We start from the raw sequence: 21,569 nt of genomic DNA on the forward strand, positions 1-21,569 counted from the left end.
CCACTACGCACGCGGCGGGGCGACAGGTGACGCGAACGGCCCCGGGAGCAGTGTGCTCCCGGGGCCGTCGGACCTTCAGTCGGTCAGACCGCGCGGCGACGCGCACGCATCGCGACGAGGACTCCACCGAGAAGGACCAGCAGGACCCCCGCACCGATCGTGCCGAACGGCAGCTCGGCACCGGTGGTCGCGAGCGCCCCACCCGACGCCGAACCGTCGACGCTCGTCCCGTCGGCCGCGATGATCCGCACCTCGGTCCAGCCGATGAGCGAGCCGTCCGCCGCGTAGACCGCGACCCGGTGGTCGCCCAGCGTCGCGTCGGCCGGGATGGTCGCCGACAGGTCACCGGCGGCGTTCGTCGTGCCGGTGGCGATCCGCGCCGGCGTCGAGTACAACCACACCTCGACGGCCGTCGCCGCGAACCGGTCCTCGAGGCCGACCGTCACGGTCTCGCCCCGCCGCACCGTGTCGGCGAGCGTGATCGCACCGCGGTTGCCCTCGGTGAGGCTCGTCCCGGGCAGTGGCGTGACGCCACCGGTCGGCGGGGTCACGGGCGGCGTGGTCGTGCCGGGCAGCGACCCGAGACGCAGGGCCTCGGAAGCGTAGCCGTCGGCGAACCAGTACACGGGACGCTTGCCGTCGACCGACAGCGAGGCCGGCGCGGTCGCGAAGCCCTCGTTGTTGAGGTCGGGCAGGCCCGCCGGACGCTCGACCTGAGCGATCCCCGGCTGCTCGGTTCCGTTCAACGTGATCTGAGCACCGGTACCCGCGCAGCCGTCGTCGCACACGGCCCACAGCACGCCGAGCGTCGTGTCGTAGTCGAGCGCCATGACCGCCGGGAGGCCCGGGTCGATCGTCGAGATCAGCGTGGCCGAGCCGTCGGCGTTCAGTGCGAACGCGTAGACGTCGCCGGTGTCCTCGACGCCGACGAAGAACAGCCCGTCACCGTGGCCCGCGTAGTCCGCCGGGTCGTACGTTCCCTTCGTGTTGTCGTCGAAGAGCTTGCCGGCGAGGTCGCCGTCTGCCACCCACTCGACGGCCTCGACACCGAGGTTTGCACCGACCGTCGGCAGCAGGGCCGTGAGGTCCCACTCCTGGGAGGCGACGACGTCGGGGCCGGGCGCGTTCGGGTCGACCTTGAGCACGGCGTTGAGCGTCGCGCCCTTCACGCTGTTGTCGCGCTCGACACCGACATAGACGGAGCCCGCGCCGTCGACCGTGATGCCCTCGGTGTCGGGGCCGGCTGCGGAGGGGTTCGACGCGTCCTTCTGGAAGCGGGCGCGCTTGCCGTTCTCCCAACCGTCGACGAACGAGACGGAACCGTCGGCGGCGATCGCGAGCTTCCAGAACGAGCCGGTGCCGTTGTCGACCGCCCAGAGGAACGCGCCGTCGGCGGTGACCTGGGTGTCGAGTCCTGAGCTGTCCTCGAGGAACATCGGCGTGGTGTCGAGCACCGTCACGTCGGGCGAACCGGGCCACGGACCGACCGGGATCTCACCGGCGCAGACGTTGGCTGTGCCCTTGGTGGCCTCGGCCGTCGCAGCGAAGGCGCCGGTCGCGTCGGGGCAGCGTCCCCAGGTGTTCGCCGGGTGCCCCTCGCCCCAGGTGGTCGAGTCGAGCAATGCGTCGCCCTCGAACAGACGGACCGTGTCGCCGCCGCCGAGCCCGAAGCCGAGGGCTGCGCGCTCGATGACGAGGTAGCCGCCGGCCGCGATGCTCGTGCCGGTGGGGATGGCGTAGGCGTGGGTGTCGTCGTCGTCCTTCACGACGATGCCGGAGACGTCGAGCGCTGCGGTCGTCGGGTTGACGAGCTCGATCCAGTCGTCGGGCGATCCGCCGTCGGACTCGACCTCGTTGATGCGCACCGGGTTGCCGCAGGCGTTGCGCAGGCCCTTGGTGGACACGGCGGTGTCGACGAACTCGCCCGTGCCGTCGGGGCAGCGCGCGAAGACACCAGCAGCGTGAGCCGCGTAGGTGTACTCGGCGACCGTCGCGCCGGCGGCGTTCCGCACGGTGGTGGTGTCGCCGTTGCCGAGACCGAACGCGAAGTTCACGTTCTGGTCGAAGACGAAGTAGGCGCCGGGCTCGAGGATCGTGCCCGCGGGCAGCGGGGTCGTGTCGGCAGCGTGGCTCACCGGGTCGTTGTCCATGAGCGTCCAGCCGGAGATGTCCAGCGCGGCCGCCTCGAGGTTGACGATCTCGACCCAGTCGGTCGTGTCCTTGTTCGACTCGACCTCGTTGATCGCGACGTTCGGGAGCACGCAGTCGTTCGCGGCACCCTTGGTGATGCGTGCGAGCGTGAAGTCGCCTTCACCGTCGGGGCAGCGGGCGAGCGTCGCGGCGATGAAGTCACCGTCGATGGCCGCGTGGCCGCTCCACGTTCCCGAGCGGTCGATGAGCGTGCCGGTGGCGTCGAACAGGCGGATCTCGTCGGCGCTGCCGATACCGATCGGGTCGCGGAACGCGCCCTGCGTCTCGGTGCCGCCGACCAGGCCGATCGTCGCTTCGTCGACCACGAGGAACTCGCCGGGAGCGATCGACGTGCCGGGCAGGAACTGCCAGCGGTGGTCGTCGGAGTTGTCGCGGATCTCGTAGCGCGAGATGTCGAGCGCCGTCGTGCCGGGGTTGAAGAACTCGACCCAGTCGGATGGCTGCGAGTCGATCTCGTTGATTCGGATCTCACCGTCGGTCTCGGGAACCTCGGGTGCGGTGAAGACGTTCGCGGCACCCTTCGTCGACTCGGTGGTCTCGGCCCAGCCGGTGCGGTCGGCGGTGACGCCGTAGGTGACCAGCGCGTGGGCGGTCCACGAGTACTCGTCGGCGAGCGCCGCGGTCGGGTCGAACAGGCGGACCGAGTCGTCCTTGCCGAGACCGAAGCCGAACTGCGTGTCGTCGATGACGAGGAACGCGCCGGGCTCGACGACCGTGCCGGCCGGGAAGGCGTAGGGCTTGTCGTCCTTGTTGTCCTTCACGACCCAGCCGTCGAGCGTGACGGCGGTCGTCGCGGTGTTGGTGAACTCGATCCAATCTGAGGCTTGGCCGTCGGAGGACTCGATCTCGTTGATCTGGAGCCCCGGCGCTGGGGCGGCGATGGCGGCGGCGGGCGTCGCGATGAGGGCGGTTGCACCGATGGCGCACGCGGCGGTCATCGTCAACACACGGGTGAGGCGGGGCATGGGTCTCCAGGGCACGAAGGGACGGGGATCGTGTTCCATCCCATCGGCGCGGGGTGGCCGGGTGGAGGAGCGGCGGTGACCGGGAGGTGAACGGCGGGTGGCTTCCCAGGCGGGACGTGCCACGATCCAGCAGATCGGACGCAGCGACCAGGACTACGCTCACCCCATGACCGACGATGCGACCACCGACACCGCTCCGCGCGCAGACCTCACCGGCTGGGTGCGGACCCCGTTCACCGGCGGCGGCGTCACGCACGACCGCTTCGAGAAGGGGTCCGGGCCGGGCGTCGTCCTCATCCCCGAGCTGCCCGGGCTCACGCCCGAGGTCCTCGGGTTGGCGGAGCACCTCGTCGCGGAGGGCTTCACCGTCGCGATCCCGTCACCGTTCGGGACGCCTGGGCACGAGGGGACCCTCGGCTACACGCTCGCGAGCGTCAGCAAGGTCTGCGTCTCCGCCGAGTTCAAGGCGTTCGCGACCGGCGCCCACCGACCGGTCGCCGACCACGTCCGGGCACTGGCCGCCGACCTCGCGGCCCGCACACCGGGCCCTGGTGTCGGCGTCATCGGCATGTGCTTCACCGGCGGTTTCGCGCTCGCAGCTGCCGTCGACGAGCACGTCCTCGCCTCCGTCATGAGCCAGCCGTCCACGCCGTTCCCTGTCAGCCGGGCCCGCCGCATCGATCCCGGGATGTCCGCCACCGAGTTCGACGCCGTCGCAGCCCGTGCGGCTCAGGGCTCGGTCTGCGCACTCGGCCTCCGCTTCAGCGAGGATCGGGCCGTCCCGCGGGAGCGCTTCGCCACCATCGCGGCCAAGCTCGGCGACGCGTTCGAAGTCATCGAACTCGACTCCTCCCCCGGCAACGCAGCCGGCTTCGCGAAGACCGCCCACTCCGTCCTCACCGGCGAGGTCCGCGAGCGCGACGGCCACCCGGCGTTCGAAGCCCGCAAGCGCGTGGTCGCCTTCCTCCGCGAACGACTCGCGACACCGGCCACGCAGGCCTGACCTTCCCAGCCGCCCGCCGCGCTGCGATCATCGACTCCATGACCTCGACACGACACGACCGCGCGACACCGAACCTGCCGTCGCGCAGCTTCGACGCGACGGAGACGTTCTACTCGGCGTTCGGGTTCGAGCGCACGTTCCGAGACGAGGGCTGGCTGATCCTCGTCCGCGGTGGCCTGCAGCTCGAGTTCTTCCCCGCACCCGACCTCGACCCGGCATCGAGTAACTTCATGTGCTGCCTGCGTGTGGCCGACGTCGACGAACTCTACGACGCCATCCGACGTTCAGGAGTCCCCGAGGCGACCGTCGGCGCGCCTCGCCTGCATCCGGTCCGGATGCAGGATTGGGGACTCCGGGCCGGATTCCTCATCGACCCGGACGGCACGCAACTCACCCTCATCGAGCAACGCGACTGATCCGCGACGGCGCGGCATCCGCGGGTCGCTGCTCGGGACCGCCTAGAAGAAGGTGATCCCGTGCGGCGCGCGGGGCGTCTGGAGCATTGATCGCAGCAGGAGCGGCGCAGCAGGGTCGGTCGCCTGCAGCACACCGGCTGCGGCGAGCGACACCGGGGAGACCGCGCCGAGCAGAAGCGAACCGAGGTCGGCGACGTCGAGCGCGAGGTCGGCGCCGGCAGCGTCGGTCTCGTCGCTCAGCTTCGTGGCAGTTCCACGACCACCGGTCACCTCGAGGCGGAAGGTGCCCGCCGCGTAGCCGAGGGCGTCGGTCACGGCGATCGTCAACGAACCGTCGACCGCGAAGGGACGCGACGCGAGGACGGCCGGGAGGTCGAGGACGCGCAGCCACACGTGGTCCTCTTCGTGCTCGATGTCGTACGCCCGGTTGTCGCCGAGGGCCGACACGATCGGGTCGTCGAGCCTGGCGCGGTTGTACTTCACGACGTCGTTGAGGTCGATGGAGAGCAGGAACTCCCAGAGCGACAGGTAGGCCGCGTCGGTCGCGTAGACGAGGTCGATGATCTCGATGCCGGTCTGACCGCCGGGCAGCTCGACCATGCGCCACGTGACGTAGCCGTCGACCTCCTCGCCGTCGGCGGGACGGTGCACGGCGGCGCGGGTGTCCTTCGCCGGTTCACCGTCGCGACCCAGCGTGCCGAGGACCAGCGGCCAGGATCCGGTGTTGCGGACCATGGACCCGATCGAACGCTCGTCGAAGCGATCGAACACCTGACGTGCGACGCCGTCGACCAGGTACTCGGGGGTGACGACCGACACGATGCCGCTCGTCGGCGCGAGGAACGGCAGCGCCTTCGCGCGCTTCACGACGACGTTGCGCTCGCGGATCGCGGAGCCGAATCCGAAACGACGGTAGATCGTGCCCTCGCTGGCGGTGAGGGCCGCGATCGCATAGCCGTCGGCGACGCCGCGCTCGAGAGCCTGCGTCATCATGCGGCGCAGGATGCCGCGGCGTCGTTCGGTCGGGCGGACCGTGACGTCGGAGATCGCCTGCGTGTTGATGCTGGTGCCGTCGCCCCAGCTGAGCGCCTTCGGGAACCAGGAGAAGGTCCCCGCCGGCCAGGTCTCGTCGACCGAACCGGGCTGCGGCTTGCGGACATAGGCGCCGAGCAGCACAGCTTCGTCGGCGATGAGTTCGTTCACCTTGCGCTTGCGCGCCTCCGGCTTCGGGGTGGACTCGTGGAAGCCGAATCCGATGGCGTCGAGGGCCGCGAGGCTCTCGGGCGTCGGTTCGCCGTCGGCCCCGTTCGCGAACGGGAACTCACGGAGCTCGTACCGGGTGTCGAAATCTTTGCTGTTGGCCACGACTCCAGCCTAACGACCCGGCCTGACACGCCCCCGGGAAGCGCGATGGGACCGCGACCTCACGGCAGGGTGATCGACACCTCGACCGTGTACTCGTCGGCGGTCTGGCCCAGCACCCGCTGCCGCAGCTCGGTGGTCGGCATCGTGATCCCCCGCTCCGCGATCGCGTCGAACAGGGCGACCACCGCGGGGTGGGTCGATCCCTCCGGGAGCTCGACGCCCGGTTCGGATCGCCAGACCGCGGCGAGCTCGGTCCGCTCGGGCAGCACGTCGACCGTGGTCTCGTCACCACCCCACGTCGGTTCGAGCTGTGACGAGGTCGGCCAGCAGCAGACGATCTCGACTGCCCCCTGCTCGCCCGGACGGAGCGCGGTCCAGAACGTGCCCGTCGGGCCGACGCCGGCCTCCTGCAGGGCGACGTAGAGCTGCGAGAACTGCTCGTTCGCGTCGTCGTCCGTCACGGCGTCCTCGTCGCCGCGCGGCACGGTGAGCACCCGGCCGACGTAGGGCTGGGGTGGGAGCGCGCGTTCGACGATCTCGACCGGTGCCGCGAGCGACGCGACGACCGAGCGGGCCTGCGCGAACGCGTGGTCCTCCTGCTCCCGCTGCTCCAGGACCAGGCGATGGTGCACGTCGAGAGCGGTCGACGGGTCGGCGCCGGCGATGGAGACGCCCACCGCGGCGAGGGGGACGCCGGCATCGCGGAGCGCCTTCACGATCACGCCCGAACGCACCTGCTCCTCGCCGTAGCGGCGGTAGCCGGAGTCGGGATCGACGTCGGCCGGAACCAGGACGCCCTTCTCGTCGTAGTGGCGGAGCGCCTTCACGCTCAACCCGGTCATGCCTGCGAACTCTCCGATGTGCAACATGCTTCAAGCATCACGCCTCCCCCTACGGGAGAGTCAAACCGCTGACATCGGCGTCCAAACCGCACCCCGAAGGTTCCTTAGTGAAGGATAAGCGCCTAAACTTCACTAACGGCTGTCGTAACTGCAACTTCGGCCGGGAAACAGGAGGGGACGATGACGACCGCTGTCACGTATGAACAGCGGCCCTGGCGGTCGCGTATCGCTCCCGACGCGTTGCCGAAGCGCGAGCGGCTGCTCCTCGCACAGCCATACGACGCCGCGGTCCCGCCGCCGATCGCGGACCTCGACATCCGCTTGTCGGATGATCTCGTGGAGCTGCTGGGCGAAGCGCAGGAGCGGATCATCCGTTTCGACAGCGAGGTCGGTCACGTCACCGCGCCCTTCTCGTCGATCCTGCTGCGGAGCGAATCGGCGTCGAGCTCGCAGATCGAGAACCTGACGAGCAGCGCGAAGGCGATCGCCGAGGCCGAGTTGGACGAGCGCGATACCGGAAACGCCCCACTCATCGTCGCCAATGTCCGAGCTCTCGAGGCAGCACTCGCGGCATCGGACGAGCTCTCCAACACGACGATCATCGCCATGCAGGAGCAGCTCCTCGGCACATCGGCACCGGAGATCACCGGCCGATATCGCGACGAGCAGGTCTGGATCGGGGGCGGCAACTTCGGTCCGCATGAAGCGGACTTCGTTCCGCCGCACCATGACCGTGTCGCAGCGGCGATGGACGACTTCATCGCCTACTCCCTCCGACCGGCACCCCTCCCGCTCGCTGCGATCGCCGTCGCTCACGCGCAATTCGAGACCATCCACCCGTTCCCTGACGGCAACGGGCGCACCGGTCGAGCGCTGGTGCAGGCCGCCCTCCGGCGAGTCGGACTGACCAGCGGGGTCACTGTGCCCATCTCAGCCGGCATCCTGCAGCAGCGCGACGACTACTTCGCTGCACTCACCAGCTATCGGCAGGGCGACGTCGAGCCGATCGTCCACGTCTTCGCCGACGGTGCGTTCCTCGCGATCGCCAACGGACGGACATTGGTGGAGGAGATCGAGACCATCCGAGCCGCATGGCAGCAGGCCTTGCGCGACATCCGCGCCGATTCGGCCGCGCACCTCATCACGGCGCTGGCACTGGAGCATCCGGTGATGAACAGTCGACTCGTGCGCGAACATCTCGACGCCTCAGATCGCACGGTCTTCAACACCCTCGACACCCTCGTCGACCGTGGCATCCTCACGGTCGGCTCGTCGCGACAGCGGAACCGTCTCTGGACTGCGCCTCCCGTTCTGGCAGCGCGCGACGGGTTCGCTGCGCGCAGCATGCGGCGCAGCTGATGGCGCTCCCCCACGACACGGAGCGCCTGCGGTTCCGGCGCATGACACCGGCGGACCTCGACGAGATGGCGAAGCTCCTCGGCGACCGCGCAGTCATGGAGTTCTATCCGGCGCCGAAGACCCGCGAGCAGGCCGCGGCGTGGATCACCTGGAACCAGGACAACTACACGTCCTACGGCCTCGGACTGTGGATCATCGAGACCCACGACGGCGACTTCGTCGGTGACTGCGGCCTGACCTGGCAGCGGGTCAACGGCGTCCGGAAGCTCGAGGTCGGGTACCACGTGAGCCCCGCCTGGCAGGGTCGAGGGTTCGCGACCGAGGCCGCCGCCGCCAGTCGGGACTTCGCCCAGGAGCACACGGACTCGTCAGAGCTCGTCGCGATCGTCCACCCCGACAACCGGGCGTCGTCGCGCGTGGCGGAGAAGATCGGCATGCGGCGCGTGGACGACGACCTCGGGGCAGACGGGTCGGTGCGGCACGTGCTGAGCATGCGACTTCGATCGACGGCCGCCCTCAGCGACGCCGATCACCTCGCTGAGTAGCCGCCACACCTACCCCCGCGCCGCCACGAAGGCCGCGACACAGTCCTCGATGTCCTGCTCGCTGTGGGCGGCACTGATCTGCACGCGGATGCGGGCCTCGCCGCGGGGCACCACGGGGAAGCTGAACGGGATCACGTAGATGCCCTGCTCGAGCATCCGCGCCGCGACCTGCACCGCCTGCTGCTCGTCGTCGAACATCACCGGGATGATCGGGTGCGAGCCTTCCAGCAGCCGGAAGCCCTCTTCGGTCATGCGGGCACGGAACAGGTCGGCTTTGCGGAACAGTCCCTCGCGCAGCTCGTCACCCTCCACCGCGAGCTCCACAGCCCGACGCGCTCCGGCGACGAGCGACGGCGCCAGGCTGTTCGAGAAGAGGTACGGCCGGCCCGACTGCCGCAGCACGTCCACGATCTCCTGCTTCGCACTCACGTACCCGCCCGACGCACCGCCGAGCGCCTTGCCGAGGGTGCCGGTGAGGATGTCGACGCGGTCCTGCACGCCGAACAACTCCGGCGTTCCGCGACCACCCGGGCCGACGAAGCCGACGGCGTGCGAGTCGTCGACGAGGACGAGCGCGCCGTAGCGGTCGGCGAGGTCGCAGATCTCGTCCAGGGGTGCGTAGAAGCCGTCCATCGAGAACACGCCGTCGGTGACGATCACGGTGCGACGTGCGTCGGCCGCGTTCATGAGCTGCTGCTCGAGGTCGGCCATGTTGCGGTTGCGATAGCGCAGGCGTCGGGCCTTGCTCAGGCGGATGCCGTCGATGAGCGACGCGTGGTTGAGCGCATCGGAGATGATCGCGTCGTGCTCGCCGAACAGCGCCCCGAAGACCGCTCCGTTCGCGTCGAAGCAGGAGGAGAACAGGATGGTGTCCTCCGTGCCGAGGAAGGCGCTCAGCTCCTGCTCGAGGTCGCGGTGGATCTGCTGCGTGCCGCAGATGAAGCGGACACTCGCGAGCCCGTAGCCCCACTCGTCGAGCGCCACCTTCGCCGCATCGACGATCGACGGCTCGTTGGCGAGGCCGAGGTAGTTGTTGGCGCAGAAGTTCCGCACCTCGCGGTCGTCGATCGTCACGTGACTGCCTTGGCGGGACGTGATCGCGAACTCGCGCTTCGTGAGGTCGTCGGCCTCGATGCGGTCGAGCTGGTCGCGCAGTTGCGTCTTGATGGTGCCGTACATGTCGTCTCCTCGGGGTCGAGTGGGCGGTTGAGCTGAGGTTGTCGCGGTCGCTCAGGCGGCGGTCGCGGCGTGCGCGGCGACCGGTGCCTGCTCGTCGACGACGCCGGTGATCACGGCGTCGCGGGTGTCGGTCCAGTCGATGAGCACCTTGCCCGCCGCTCCCCCGCGTGCGGTGTCGAACGCGTCCTGCCAGGAGGCGAGCGGGAAGCGGGCGGTCACGAGCGATTCGAGGGCGTTACGGAGCTCGGGGCTGTGGTCGACCATCGCGCTCGCGTGGTGCCAGGTGTCGAACATCTCGCGGCCGTAGATGCCCTTGATGGTGATCATGCGGGTGATGACCTTGGTCCAGTCGATCTCGATGTTGGTCGAGGGCAGACCGAGGAGCGCAACCTTGCCGCCGGTGTTGAGGTTCTCGATGAGCTCGCTGGCGGCGGCAGCCTGTCCCGACATCTCGAGGCCGATGTCGAAGCCCTCGAGCATGCCGAGCTCGGCCTGGGCGTCGGCGACCCGTTCCTTCGAGACGTCGACGACGCGGTCCGCGCCGACGGCGAGGGCCTTCTCGAGGCGGTCGGCGACGACGTCGGTCGCGACGATGTTGCGCGCACCGGCCACCCGGCAGACGGCGATGGCCATGAGGCCGATGGGGCCGCAGCCGGTGATGAGGACGTCTTCGCCGAGGATCGGGAAGCTGAGGGCCGTGTGGACGGCGTTGCCGAGGGGGTCGAAGAGGGCGCCGAGGTCGGGGGTGACCTGGTCGCCGTGGACCCAGACGTTGGAGGCCGGCAGGACGACGTACTCGGCGAAGGCGCCGTCGAGGTTGACGCCCAGGCCGCGGGTGTGGCGGCAGAGGTGGCGGCGGCCGGAGCGGCAGTTGCGGCACGTGCCGCAAACGAGGTGCCCCTCACCGGAGACCGCTGCGCCGACGGGTATCCCCTCGACGCGGCTGCCGACCTCGACGACCTCACCGGAGAACTCATGGCCGGGCACGAGCGGGGCGTCGACCGCGCCGGCCGCCCACGGGTCCCACGACTCGATGTGGAGGTCGGTGCCGCAGATGCCGGTGCGATGGACGCGGATGAGGACGTCGTCGGAACCCATGGCCGGCATCGCGCGCTCGACGAGTTCGAAACCGGCGGTGTCGGGTCGTTTCCAGAGGGCGAGCAACGGCGTTCCTTCCTGCGGGAGCGGCGGCGGCCGGTGGTGCCGGCTGTCGCGGACGGGCGTCGTTGCGCTGTCCTGGTGACCAACGTAGTCAGATCGATCCGTCATGAATATTGAGGGTTTCCACGTGACCAGTTAGCTTGAGCTGATGAATCTCTCTCAGATGCGGATCATGCGCGAACTGGCCGAGCGCGGCACGATCGCAGCGGTCGCGCGACACCTGCATGTCACGGCGCCGGCGATCTCGCAGCAGCTGGCCGCCCTGCATCGCGAGCTCGGTGTCGCGCTGACGTATCGGGTGGGGCGCGAGATCCGCCTGACCGAGGCGGGCATGGCGCTGGCCGAGATGGCGGGGACGGTGCACACGCTGATCGACCGCGCGGCCGAGACGGTGCGCGAGTACGGCGGCGACACGGGTGCGCGGGTGCGGGTGGCGGCGTTCCAGAGTGCCGGGCAGGCGTTGCTGCCGGGGTTGCTGGAGGACGCTGAGGGTGGACCGTCGCTGGTGTTCGGCGAGCATGATGTCGCGCAACCGGAGTTCGCCGGGCTCGTCGATCAGTACGACCTCGTCATCGCGCACCGGATGGACCACGACGAGCCCTGGCCGTCGGAGCAGCTGTCGGTGATGACGCTGTTGAGCGAGCCGTTCGATGTGGCGATGTCGGTGGACCATCCGCTCGCGGGCCGGTCGTCGGTGTCGGCGGTCGAACTCGCGGACGAGTCGTGGATCGCCGCCCACGCGGGCTTCGCGCCGGATGTCGCGCTCGGGGTGGTCGAGGCGACGGCTGGGGTGCGGTTCCATCGGGCGCATCGGGTGAACGACTACCACCTGGCGGCGTCGCTCATCGTGGGCGGGGAACTGCTGGCGTTGTTTCCCCGGTACACGGCGCCGCGGGCCGACCCGCGATTGGTGCTCGTGCCGCTCGAGGACGTGCGGATCGCGCGCAACATCGACGTGCTCGCGCGGCCGCACGCGCTGGCTCGGGTCGCGGTGGCGGGGACGCTGGAGCGGCTGCAGGACGGAGCTGATGCGCTGCAGCGGGAGCGTCCGTCGGCGCCGGCCGGGCCCGGGCTGCATCACGTCGAGGTGTGGCTCGCAGATGTGGAGGCGGAGCGTGCGGGCTGGGCCTGGCTGCTGTCGCGTATCGGGTTCTCCATGGAGAGCGAATGGCCGGGCGGCGAGTCCTGGGAGGCCGGCGGCACTTACGTCTCGCTGACGGCGTCGCCGAACCTCAGTGCGGAGTCGCACGATCGGCGACGGCCGGGCGTGAACCATCTCGCGTTCCGCGGAGGCACGCGGGAGGCTGTCGACGCGATCATGGCGGCGGGCCCCGAGCGCGGCTGGCGGCCGCTGTACCAGGACCGCTATCCGCACGCCGGTGGCGAGCAGCACTACGCGGGCTGGCTTGAGAACGAGGCGGGGTTCAAGGTCGAGGTGGTCGCGGATCCCGGTCTCAACGGTTCGCGGGCTGACGACGTCTGAGCAGCGCCACCCGTGTCTCGACGCTGACGATCGCGATGATGACCAGGCCGACGCAGCCGAGCCCGGCGATGGTGTTGCCGCTGAGCAGGAAGATTCCGCCGAGCCCGAGGCAGACGAGTAGGAGATCGTTGAAGCTCCCGGCCCGGGCTGTGACGGATAGATCCCGCTCAAGACCAGCCGACTCGTCGACCCGACCCTTCGCGAGGAGATGTTCCCGGAGCATCTTGGAACCCAGGCCGGCCGAGAGGACAATCACCGCATAGACCGCACTGACGATCGGCGGCGGGACCTCCTGCCAGAGAACCGTCCGGACGAGCCACACGAGCACGATGGCGCCTGCCACGGCGGCCGTGAAGATGTACCAGGGCTTCCCCATCAGGCTCCTCCCTCGCTGCGGTCGGCCGATGCCGAGCATCTCATCGACGCTAGGCGCAGGGTGAAGTGACGTCAATGCACTGGTGACATAAGCCACACGCGTGGTCCGTGAGACCAGCTACTCCACCGCTGATCGCGCGCCTCATGACGGTGCGGCGCAGGGTCAGCTCGCGAGGACGCCAACGCCAGCGGGTTCGTTCGGAGTCGGTGGCCAGTAGCCCTCGTCATCGCTTGCCGAGATAGATCTCACTGGCACAGAGCGCAGCGACCTCTGGAAAGGTGAGGCCCGATTTGGAGGAAGCGAGCTCTGGCACGCACAACATGACCTCCATCGGCTCGATACCGAGCTTGTCGGTGACAGCGAGGGCCGAACTCCAGGCTCTGGAGAAGTTGTCGGTCGTGACCGGCGTGCCGGTTGCGACCAGCGCCGCGGCAGTCGCCTGCTGCACTCGTTCGTAGGAGTACGAGCCGCCAACCACCTCGCGTGCTTGTTCTATCGGATCATCTGCAGCCTGCATCGAAGGGCCGTCAGCTGGCGGCGAGTGCATCGACGACTGGCTGTCCGACTGGACGGCTGGAGGACGCGATCCGCCGACGACAACGCTGACGACGACGATCGCACCGATCGCCGCGATGATCGAGCACGCGATCAGCAACTGTCCCGCCGTCGTTCGCGTGAACTTCATCGGCGCGGGTGGGTCTCCCCCGGAATCCGTTTCGGATAGCGGTTCAGACATGCGGAGGTCACTCTCCATCGGTTCAAGTCGGAGTGGTCAATGCTGGCCGGGAGATGCCGGGCTCGTCGATCCACCTTGCGCTACCCTCCCACAACTCGGGCGCGTGACCCATTCTGGGACTGATGACCCCCGCCCCTCCCCCGCCAGACTGTGCTTGGCCCGGTCCGCGGGTCCGTCACCTGCCGTCGATGATCCAATGCCGCTGCGGGTCGCGTTGACCCGATGCAAGGACCGTTCCCATGAGCTCGACCACCCCGCCCTCTGCCACGCCCGCCGGCTGGTACACCGATTACTCGGACCCGACACAGCAGCGCTACTGGGACGGTGCCGCATGGACCACCCACACCGCGCCCGCCGCAGTCACGCCTCCGCAGCAGGCGGCGACCGCTCCGCTCGTCAACCAGCCGCTCCAGCTGCAGAAGTCCGCGCCGCCCGCGTTCGCCGCCGCGCCGGTTCCGACCCCGTACGCCGCACAGCCAGGCACCGCGTCCGGCATGAGCGGCAAAGCGAAGGGTTGGATCGTCGCCGGCGCTGTCGTCGGTTCGCTCCTACTCGTCGGTGGCGTCTCGAATGCGATCAACGGCGGACGAACCGAGCCGGTTGCCATCGCTCAGACCGCAACCCAGACGCCTTCGGCAACGCCGACACCAGTTCCGACCGCGACGGTCGAGCCCATTGCCGAACCCGCTGCGCCCGCCGTGGTCGATGTCGCCGCGTTCCAGGCGGGCGCGAGCAAGCACACCGCCGACATCGACAAGGACCTCGACGACATGGTCACCACGCTGGCCGAAGGTGGCACCTGGCGGTTGATCTCGAACACGGCTGAGATCAGCTTCAACCTCGGTCAGCTGGAATCGCTGGACGCGCCGGCGTCGATCGCCGCCGAGTGGGCGCCCGCCCTCGTCGGACTGCAGACCAACCTCGACACGCTGACGACCGCGGTATCGGGCGGCGACCCAGCCACTATCCAGGGCGCGATGGACGGCGTCCGCGCGTCGGCCGCCGTGCTACGCGATATCGGTACTCGGGCGGCCTGATCATGTGCCTCGCCTTACGAGGACGATTGCACGGCGAAGCAACGGTCGACAGGACCGACTCCCGGTGTCCAGCGAACGGCTGCCCTGTACATCCAGAAAGAGGACGAATATGAACATCGATAACGAAGACGCGCTCAAGAAGAAGATGGGGATCGACTCCTGGAGGAACCTGTCGAAGGACAAGTTCATGATGTTCGTCTCGGAGCTTCCAAACATGAGCGAAGAAGTCGCCCTCAAGGTCGTCGAGCAGTTTCCCGACTTCAAATCGCTCGTGATGGAGTCCCTGACGGAGGTGCAGAGCCAAGCAACCAGCGGGCTCAAGGCCAATTGGAAGAGCCAGAAGAAGGTCCACAAGGCCTTTGCCGACTACCGGAAGACCCTCAATCGCGAACTCGATCGCGAGGGACTGACATCAGACGATCGGTTGGCCATCCTCGCCCTGCTCACGGAAGCGATTGATCGCGAAGCGGCGAAGGATTCGGAGCACAAGATGTTCGTGTTCAAGCTCGTTGGCGCTGTCGGTACGGTCGCGATGTTCAGCCTGGCAGCGGCCGTCGCGGTACTCGGTGTGAAAACGGAGATCGGCGGCGACAACGCCTAGTGCTGGCCAGTTCGATCTGCGCGTTCGGGCTCAAGGTCGAGCCTGAGCGGCGCAGCTCACCGATACGTCCGCAGCATCGTTCAGGGTCTGAACGACGCTGCGGAGACACATCTCAAACGGTCTGAGCCACGATGGTGTCTTCCCCATTCCGCGCCAGGCGCTCCGAGCCCAGCCCGAACTCGAGGGCCTCGTCGAGGCGGGCTCCGATCGCAGCGGTGACTCGCTTGCCACCGAAGATCGCGAGGGTCTCGCGGCGGAGTTCGTCGGGCGAGAGGCCGGCGGACTCCTCCGCGGCGATCGCCATCGCGTTCGCGATCTCCACCAGGGAGATGTGCTCGATCGCTCGGGCGGCTTCCGCCGAGGACTGACGAGCACCGCGCCACGTGAGCGGGTCGATCGAGGTCGGCCAGGCGAACGGCTCGTCGGAGCGACCCAGCAACTCGGCCGGGACCTTGTCGAGGATCGACTTCGCCCGCGAACCCACCACCCGGTCCAGACCGAACGCACCCGCGACCAGCTTCGCCAGGCGCGTCACATGGATCGGTCCCTCGGCCTCCACCGCAGCACGGATCGCGCCCTGCACCGCGACGACCGACTGCCGCCCGGGCAAGCGGTCGAGCACTTCGATCCCACCCAGCATGGGTGCGTCCCAGGGCTGGTACTCCGACAGTTCTGGGTGCCGATCGGACGCGACCGCCCCCGGGGCTGTCTCGACCGCAGCCACCGAACCGACCTTGCGGTCACGGAACTCCGACAGGGTCTCCAGCGACGCCAGCCGCTCCGACCACTCGCGCACGCGGGCGCTGCGAACGGGTGAGGGCGCATCCGAGGCATCGCGAGCGGCGTCCGCATCGTCGGCAACCGACGCATCAGCGGCATCCGACTCCGCAACACCCGACACCTCCGGCACCGCACTCCCCGCAGCTACCCGCTCAGCCGCAGCCTCAACCGCCGCGACCAACCGGTCCAGCACCTCCTCGCGGTGGTGCAACCACTCCGGCAACCACACGCGCTCGACGCCCGGCCACCGCATCAGGCCGCTCAGCACCTCGACCGGCAGTCCGTCACGGTCCGCGACCGTCCGACGCTCACGCCACGACGCCCCATCGAGCAACACCGCCACCAGCGGTCGGTCCGGCTCCGCCTCGGTCGCGATGCTGATGTCCACGCGGAAGTCCGACAAACCAACGTCCGTCCGCACCGCGTGCCCGGCGTAGCGGAGCTCGTCGGCGATCTCGTCGCGGTGGCGGTCGACGATCGCCTGACGACGACCGTCCTCGCCGGCCGCCTCACTCCCCCGCTGCGCCAGCTCCAGGTACGCCTTCAGGTGCTTGATGCCGATCGACGACGTCTGTTCTGCCCGCAGCTCCGACGGGTCGAAGCTCGCGAACAACACCACCTGCCGCCGCGCCCGCGTCACCGCGACGTTCAACCGCCGCTCACCGCCAGCCCGTGTGAGCGGACCGAAGTTCAACGGGATCACGCCCTTCTCGTTCGCACTGAACGCGATCGAGAACAGGATCGTGTCGCGCTCGTCGCCCTGCACGTTCTCCAGGTTCTTGACGAAGAGCCCGTCCTGCTCGTCGAGCGCCAGCGCGATCCGCGGGTCGGCGCTGTCGCGCAGCAGATCCTCGATCAGTGTCCGCTGCTGCGCGTTGAAGGTGATGACCCCGAGCGACGGCGTCTCGTCCGGCGAGGCCTCGAAGCGGCGTGAGATCTCCTCGACGATCGCCTGCGCCTCCACCGGGTTCGTCCGCAACGACTTGCCACGACCGCCCCGCTCGAATTGCCCGTCGAGCCGCACGAACGCCAGCCCGTGACCCGCGACCCCACCGTCGCCCGCGCCCGCGAACGGCGCCGGGAACGATGACAACTGGCTGTCGTAGTAGTGGTGGTTCGAGAACGCGATGAGCGACTCGTCCTGGCTGCGGTAGTGCCACGACAGCCACTTGCTCGGCACCCGCGCCTGCACGCACTCGGAGAGGATCGACTCCTCGTCCTGCAACACCTCGCTCGTGAAGTCGGCGTCGTCGTCGATCGTCGCGCCGGCCTCGGCGAAGGTCGTCGGCGGCATCTGCTTGCTGTCGCCCACGACCACGACCGAGCGCGAGCGTCCCATCGCCCCGATCGCGTCGGCGACGCGGATCTGCGACGCCTCGTCGAACACGACGATGTCGAACAGCTCGGCCGCGGCCGGGAAGAACCGCGCGACCGACTCCGGGCTCGCGAGTGTGCACGGCATGATCTGCGTGATGAGCTCGCCGAAGTTCTCGAGCAGGGCACGGACGCTCATGCCGCCGCGCTGACGGTCGATCTGCCGACGCAGCCCGCCGACCTGACCGCTCTCCGACTGCGAACTGAACGTCCGCAGCCCGAGCACCGACGCCGGGATCGCCCGCGGCAGCTCCTCGCGCACGGCCTTCACGCTCGTGGTGAAGCGGGTGACGCTGCGGTTGTGGGCGGTGGCGTCGAAGGCGTCGAGCGTGGTGGTGCGCTCGCGCTCGTCGATCGACGCCTGCGCGAGGCCCTTCTCGAAGGCGAGCGTCGCGTCCTCGGTCTCGATGCGACCGGCGAGGATCGCAGCGCGGACGTCGTCGAGCCCGTGGGTGCGCAGCGGTTCGATGACCCGCACGAGGTCGAGCCAGCGTTCGAGGACGACGGGCTCGGCGGCGTCGAGACGGCGGGAGTCGCGCGTCGACCACCAGGCCTGCAGGAAGCCCTCGCCACCCGACCACGCCGAGAGACGCTCGGTGCTGACGGACGCGATGCGCAGGAAGTCGCTCCAGGTGCTCGCGAGCGTCGTCAGTGCCTGGGCCGCCTGCTGCGACGGCTGGGTCGTGGCGTACTGGTCGCGGACGGCGGTGATGAACGCGTCGTCGGGGGTGCCCGGCAGGCGGAAGCCCTCCGACAGCCAGCGGTACCAGCCGAGCAGTTCGCGCACGGGCTGGGTCGGCTCGACGAGCGGGTTCCAGCGGTCGCCGACGAGCGGGAGCGCGGTGGATCGGAGCGTGCCGCGCAGCTGGACGAGACGGTCCTGCGCCGCCTTCGCCTCGGTGAGCTGCGGAACGAGCTGCTTCACCTTGAACGAGGTCGCGTCGACGGCCAGCACGTCACTCAGCTGGGCGAGCGCGGCCCGCAGCCGCTTCTTGCGACCGAAGAAGCTCGACGCCGCGGCCTGCTCGGCCGCGTGGCGGGGGCCGGCGATGTCGCGGTCGAGGATGGCGGGCGTGAACGTCGAGCGCCACTCGGCCTGGGCGTCGCGAAGCTGTTCGGCTGCCGCGAGGGCGTCGTCGAGCCGGACGAAGTCCTCGGGCCGCGTTCCCGCCATGAGCGCGCCGGTCGGCAGGCGCGGTGCGGCGACCGCGGTCGACCAGAGGCCGAGGAGGTCGGGGCGCGACGCGAGGCGCAACGCGTCCATCGGGAGGCCTGCGTCGAGGGTCGAGGTTAGGGCCGTATCCAGCGCGCGGCCGGCCTGCTGCACGGTCGCGGCGTCGAGCCCGGGAGCCGACGGGCCGTCGAGGAACGCCCACGGGTGCGTCGTGCTCGGACGCGCGAGGTCGGAACGCTCGGGGAGGTCGCGGAACACCTGCCGCAGCTGCTCGAACGCCTCGGGCGTGCCGGCGGCGACGAGTTGCTCGGGGATCGCCATCGGGACGAGGTCGTGGTCCATCGCGAGCAGGCGACTCCGCGCGGAGTAGAGGGAGAAGCCGGCGGCGTTGACCTCGTGGAGGCGGTCGGCATAGCGGGTGAGCGTGCGGAGGCCGGATTCCGACAGCTCGCGGTTGGTGCTCAGCGCGTCGATGTCGGCCTTGGTGCGGAGGTCGAGGCCGGTCTTGATCTGCGCGCGGACGACGTTGGGCCTGGCGCCCTTGTCGTGGAGGTCGAGCGAGAACGCGCCGAGTCCGACGTCTTCGAGCCGCTGCTTCACCACGTTGAGCGCCGCACGCTTCTCGGCGACGAACAGGACCTTCTTGCCCTCGGCGAGCGACCGGGCGAGGAGGTTGGTGATGGTTTGCGACTTGCCGGTGCCGGGAGGGCCCTCGAGCACGAAGGTGCGGCCGGCTACCGCTTCGGCGACGGCGTCGAGCTGCGAGGAGTCGGCGGCGACCGGGCAGTCGAGGCCGAGGCGGTCGAGGTCGGTGTCGGTCTGCGCCGGCGTGGGGTCGGCATAGGCCTCGAGCGGCGAGTTGATGAGGTGGTCGACGAGGCTGTTGGAGGCGAGCGTCTCCCAGTTCTCGTCGAGGTCCTTCCACAGCCGGTACTTCGCGAACTGGAGGATCGACAGCGACGCCGTCTCCTCCACGCGGAACGGCAGGCCGGCGTCGAGGATCGCCTGGCGCACGGCGGTGAACGCGGCCGGGAGGTCGATGCCGGAGCCGTCCTCGACGGGGTTGGCGAGTCCGGGGATCTCGAGGCCGAAACTCAGGCGCAGCTTCTCGAGCAGGCAGTAATTGGGTGTGGAGGAGCCCGACTCGTCGAGGGTGAGGCGGTAGGAGGAGCCGCGGCTCGTGGTCGTGAGCGTGACGGGCACGAGCACGAGGGGTGAGCGGAGGTCGCGGTCGCCGAAGCGCCAGCTCAGCATGCCGAACGCGAGGTAGAGGTTGTTGGCGCCGGTCTCCTCGACGATCGTCTTGGCCTTGTAGGCGAGGGCGCGGAGCTTCGTCGGGTAGGCGGCCTCGGTGACGTCGATGAAGGCGCTCTTCTTGTCCTCGAGGAAGTTGATGCGGTCGCTCTCGTCGAGGTCGCGGCCGAAGCGGATGCCGCGCTGCTGGTCGATCGTGGCGACGCTGTCGGAGGCGACGAGGGTGAGCGGGGTGCCGTGGTTGATGCTGTCCTCGAGGCGGCCGAGCGCGGGGCCGGGGACGGCGAGCTCGAAGCCGGAACGGTCGGTGTAGTTGATGAGCTTGTTGCGGAGGCTGAGGTCGAGGAGGGCGTTCTTCCAGGTGGAGACGCGCTTCGGGACGTCGGGGCCGTGGCCGGCGGCGGTCGACTCGGCGGTGGCCGGGGCGTCCTGCGTGAGGGCGCGGGCTTCGGGTGCCTGGTAGAGGGTGACGACGGGTTCGCCCTCGGCGTTGATCCGGCGGCTCGGCAGCGGGTAGATCTTGCGGAGGCGGGCCTGGACGACGTCGGTGATGCCGATGAAGTCGTCGAGCGAGCCCGCGAGGTGGTCGGTGTGGGGCCGGCGAGAGGCGTCGGCGAAGGTGGCGGAGCTGCCGGTGAGCATGGTGGTCTCGACGACGCCGATGCGGCCGAGTTCGAGGGAGTTGACGGCTTCGGAGACGTCGGTGCTGGCGACGACGTCGAGGGTGGTCTGGACGCGCCAGTAGCCGAGGAAGATGTGGTCTTTGAGGAGCCAGAGGAGGGGGTGGATGCCGATGGCTTCGAGGACGGACGCGAGCAGGACGGTGGTGTCGAGGCAGGTACCGAGGTGGCTGGTGAGGACTTCCTCGGGGGTGCGGACCTTCTGGCCGCTCTGGCCCCAGCTGGCCGGCGGTTCGGCGTAGCGGATGTCGCGGGCGCGGGCGGCGTCCCAGACGGCGGCGACGATGGCATCGATGCGGGCGGGGTCGTCGAGTTGATAGGTGGCGAGGGAGCTGTTGCCGGTCTGCTTGTCGAGGAGGTCGGAGACCTCGAGCATGAGTTCGCTGACGACGAGCGCGTTGGGCTGCACGTGGGCGGCGAGGAGTTCGAGGCCGAGCTGCACGGGTGCGGCGATCCACTGGTTGGACGCGAGCACGGTGACGGGGCTATCGACGGTGCCGAGCTGGGTACCTGCGGCGTCGCGCACGGTGACGCGGATGACGCCGGGACGCTGTTCTTCGACGAGGAGCATGCGGCGTGGGTCGAGGAGGACCTCGGGGCTGCGGAGGAGGGTGGTGCGGTCTTCGCCGAGGTCGGCGAGGAGCACCTTGGTGTCGGTGAGAGGGCCGTCGGCGGTGACGACGTCGATCTCGACGGACGCCGCCCGGCGTTCCCCGCCGTGGTTCTCGAGGACGATCTCGTCGATCACCGCGATGCTGCAGTGCGCCATCGCGTAGCTGAGCGTCGGCGTCGCGCTGACGCGGATGGAGACGGAGGTGGGGCCTGCGGGAGAGGAGCCTGCTGCAGACAAGGAGCCTGCGGCGCTCTGCTCGTCGTCCGCTCCGCGATCGCTGGCGTCTCCTGTCAACGCAACCCTCTCGGTCCCTGAGTCTGTCGAAGGGCCCATCTCGTCTTCGCTCGCCGTCTTCGTCAACACACCCGTCTCGGTCTCTGACCCCACTCCTTCGGTCCCTGAGCCTGTCGAAGGT

15 protein-coding genes and 1 pseudogene are annotated in these 21,569 nt (G+C 69.3%); 8 read left to right on the forward strand and 8 right to left on the reverse strand.

What is annotated here, in order from left to right; all coding sequences use genetic code 11:
• Positions 1-83 precede the first annotated feature (83 nt).
• Positions 84-3,176, reverse strand: coding sequence for a lamin tail domain-containing protein (locus EAO79_RS01160; protein WP_124767465.1), 3,093 nt, complete (start codon positions 3,174-3,176; stop codon positions 84-86).
• A gap of 166 nt (positions 3,177-3,342) precedes the next feature.
• Here EAO79_RS01160 and EAO79_RS01165 point away from each other — a divergent pair, with 166 nt between their 5' ends.
• A complete protein-coding gene (locus EAO79_RS01165; protein ID WP_124767466.1) occupies positions 3,343-4,179 on the forward strand; it encodes a dienelactone hydrolase family protein in 837 nt (278 codons plus the stop codon).
• A 38-nt stretch (positions 4,180-4,217) separates the two neighbouring features.
• A complete protein-coding gene (locus tag EAO79_RS01170; RefSeq protein WP_124767467.1) occupies positions 4,218-4,595 on the forward strand; it encodes a bleomycin resistance protein in 378 nt (125 codons plus the stop codon).
• 42 nt (positions 4,596-4,637) lie between these two features.
• Here EAO79_RS01170 and EAO79_RS01175 read toward each other — a convergent pair whose 3' ends face one another.
• Both EAO79_RS01175 and EAO79_RS01180 read right to left on the reverse strand, forming a co-directional pair.
• On the reverse strand, positions 4,638-5,960 hold the full coding sequence (locus EAO79_RS01175; protein WP_124767468.1) for a GNAT family N-acetyltransferase: 1,323 nt from the start codon (positions 5,958-5,960) through the stop codon (positions 4,638-4,640).
• Positions 5,961-6,019: 59 nt separating this feature from the next.
• Complete coding sequence (locus tag EAO79_RS01180; RefSeq protein ID WP_124767469.1) at positions 6,020-6,829, reverse strand: MerR family DNA-binding transcriptional regulator; 810 nt, start codon at positions 6,827-6,829, stop codon at positions 6,020-6,022.
• Positions 6,830-6,982: 153 nt separating this feature from the next.
• Between EAO79_RS01180 and EAO79_RS01185 the strand changes: the two genes are divergently transcribed.
• Positions 6,983-8,161: a Fic family protein gene (locus EAO79_RS01185; RefSeq protein ID WP_124767470.1), complete on the forward strand. Its 1,179-nt coding sequence runs from the start codon at positions 6,983-6,985 to the stop codon at positions 8,159-8,161.
• A complete protein-coding gene (locus EAO79_RS01190) occupies positions 8,161-8,706 on the forward strand; it encodes a GNAT family N-acetyltransferase (RefSeq protein WP_124767471.1) in 546 nt (181 codons plus the stop codon). Before EAO79_RS01185 ends, EAO79_RS01190 begins: the two co-directional genes overlap by 1 nt.
• A 9-nt stretch (positions 8,707-8,715) precedes the next feature.
• Here EAO79_RS01190 and EAO79_RS01195 read toward each other — a convergent pair whose 3' ends face one another.
• Both EAO79_RS01195 and tdh read right to left on the reverse strand, forming a co-directional pair.
• Complete coding sequence (locus EAO79_RS01195) at positions 8,716-9,885, reverse strand: glycine C-acetyltransferase (RefSeq protein ID WP_124767472.1); 1,170 nt, start codon at positions 9,883-9,885, stop codon at positions 8,716-8,718.
• Between the two features lie 51 nt (positions 9,886-9,936).
• Positions 9,937-11,049 carry an L-threonine 3-dehydrogenase gene (gene tdh / locus EAO79_RS01200; protein ID WP_124770020.1) on the reverse strand — a complete coding sequence of 371 codons (1,113 nt, stop codon included), beginning with the start codon at positions 11,047-11,049 and terminating at the stop codon, positions 9,937-9,939.
• 160 nt (positions 11,050-11,209) lie between these two features.
• Between tdh and EAO79_RS19260 the strand changes: the two are divergent.
• Both EAO79_RS19260 and EAO79_RS19265 read left to right on the forward strand, forming a co-directional pair.
• Positions 11,210-12,055: pseudogene (locus EAO79_RS19260) on the forward strand (LysR family transcriptional regulator); the annotation flags it as partial.
• Positions 12,056-12,079: 24 nt separating this feature from the next.
• Positions 12,080-12,529 (forward strand): VOC family protein, encoded by a 450-nt coding sequence (locus EAO79_RS19265; RefSeq protein ID WP_241161033.1) that lies wholly within the window; start codon positions 12,080-12,082, stop codon positions 12,527-12,529.
• Here EAO79_RS19265 and EAO79_RS01210 read toward each other — a convergent pair.
• Positions 12,501-12,905: a hypothetical protein gene (locus tag EAO79_RS01210; RefSeq protein ID WP_124767474.1), complete on the reverse strand. Its 405-nt coding sequence runs from the start codon at positions 12,903-12,905 to the stop codon at positions 12,501-12,503. The genes EAO79_RS19265 and EAO79_RS01210 overlap by 29 nt on opposite strands.
• 223 nt (positions 12,906-13,128) lie before the next feature.
• Complete coding sequence (locus EAO79_RS01215; protein ID WP_124767475.1) at positions 13,129-13,641, reverse strand: hypothetical protein; 513 nt, start codon at positions 13,639-13,641, stop codon at positions 13,129-13,131.
• A 239-nt stretch (positions 13,642-13,880) separates the two neighbouring features.
• On the opposite strand from EAO79_RS01215, the gene EAO79_RS19150 reads away from it, so the two are divergent.
• Positions 13,881-14,678 (forward strand): DUF2510 domain-containing protein, encoded by a 798-nt coding sequence (locus EAO79_RS19150; protein ID WP_206428264.1) that lies wholly within the window; start codon positions 13,881-13,883, stop codon positions 14,676-14,678.
• A 109-nt stretch (positions 14,679-14,787) separates the two neighbouring features.
• On the forward strand, positions 14,788-15,279 hold the full coding sequence (locus EAO79_RS01225) for a hypothetical protein (RefSeq protein WP_124767476.1): 492 nt from the start codon (positions 14,788-14,790) through the stop codon (positions 15,277-15,279).
• A 112-nt stretch (positions 15,280-15,391) separates the two neighbouring features.
• Here EAO79_RS01225 and EAO79_RS01230 read toward each other — a convergent pair whose 3' ends face one another.
• Positions 15,392-21,448 (reverse strand): DUF4011 domain-containing protein, encoded by a 6,057-nt coding sequence (locus tag EAO79_RS01230; protein ID WP_164486861.1) that lies wholly within the window; start codon positions 21,446-21,448, stop codon positions 15,392-15,394.
• Between the last annotated feature and the right edge of the window lie 121 nt (positions 21,449-21,569).

This window comes from Plantibacter sp. PA-3-X8, from assembly GCF_003856975.1.
GTDB lineage: Bacteria > Actinomycetota > Actinomycetes > Actinomycetales > Microbacteriaceae > Plantibacter > Plantibacter auratus.

What these genes read in the sequence shown, in the direction of transcription:
- EAO79_RS01225 (WP_124767476.1), top strand. Translation starts at nt 14,788, where the DNA reads ATGAACATCGATAACGAAGACGCGCTCAAGAAGAAGATGGGGATCGAC.
- EAO79_RS01195 (WP_124767472.1), bottom strand. Translation starts at nt 9,885, where the DNA reads ATGTACGGCACCATCAAGACGCAACTGCGCGACCAGCTCGACCGCATC.
- EAO79_RS01215 (WP_124767475.1), bottom strand. Translation starts at nt 13,641, where the DNA reads ATGTCTGAACCGCTATCCGAAACGGATTCCGGGGGAGACCCACCCGCG.
- EAO79_RS19150 (WP_206428264.1), top strand. Translation starts at nt 13,881, where the DNA reads ATGAGCTCGACCACCCCGCCCTCTGCCACGCCCGCCGGCTGGTACACC.
- EAO79_RS01170 (WP_124767467.1), top strand. Translation starts at nt 4,218, where the DNA reads ATGACCTCGACACGACACGACCGCGCGACACCGAACCTGCCGTCGCGC.
- EAO79_RS01165 (WP_124767466.1), top strand. Translation starts at nt 3,343, where the DNA reads ATGACCGACGATGCGACCACCGACACCGCTCCGCGCGCAGACCTCACC.
- EAO79_RS01160 (WP_124767465.1), bottom strand. Translation starts at nt 3,176, where the DNA reads ATGCCCCGCCTCACCCGTGTGTTGACGATGACCGCCGCGTGCGCCATC.
- EAO79_RS01180 (WP_124767469.1), bottom strand. Translation starts at nt 6,829, where the DNA reads ATGTTGCACATCGGAGAGTTCGCAGGCATGACCGGGTTGAGCGTGAAG.
- EAO79_RS01210 (WP_124767474.1), bottom strand. Translation starts at nt 12,905, where the DNA reads ATGGGGAAGCCCTGGTACATCTTCACGGCCGCCGTGGCAGGCGCCATC.
- EAO79_RS01185 (WP_124767470.1), top strand. Translation starts at nt 6,983, where the DNA reads ATGACGACCGCTGTCACGTATGAACAGCGGCCCTGGCGGTCGCGTATC.
- EAO79_RS01190 (WP_124767471.1), top strand. Translation starts at nt 8,161, where the DNA reads ATGGCGCTCCCCCACGACACGGAGCGCCTGCGGTTCCGGCGCATGACA.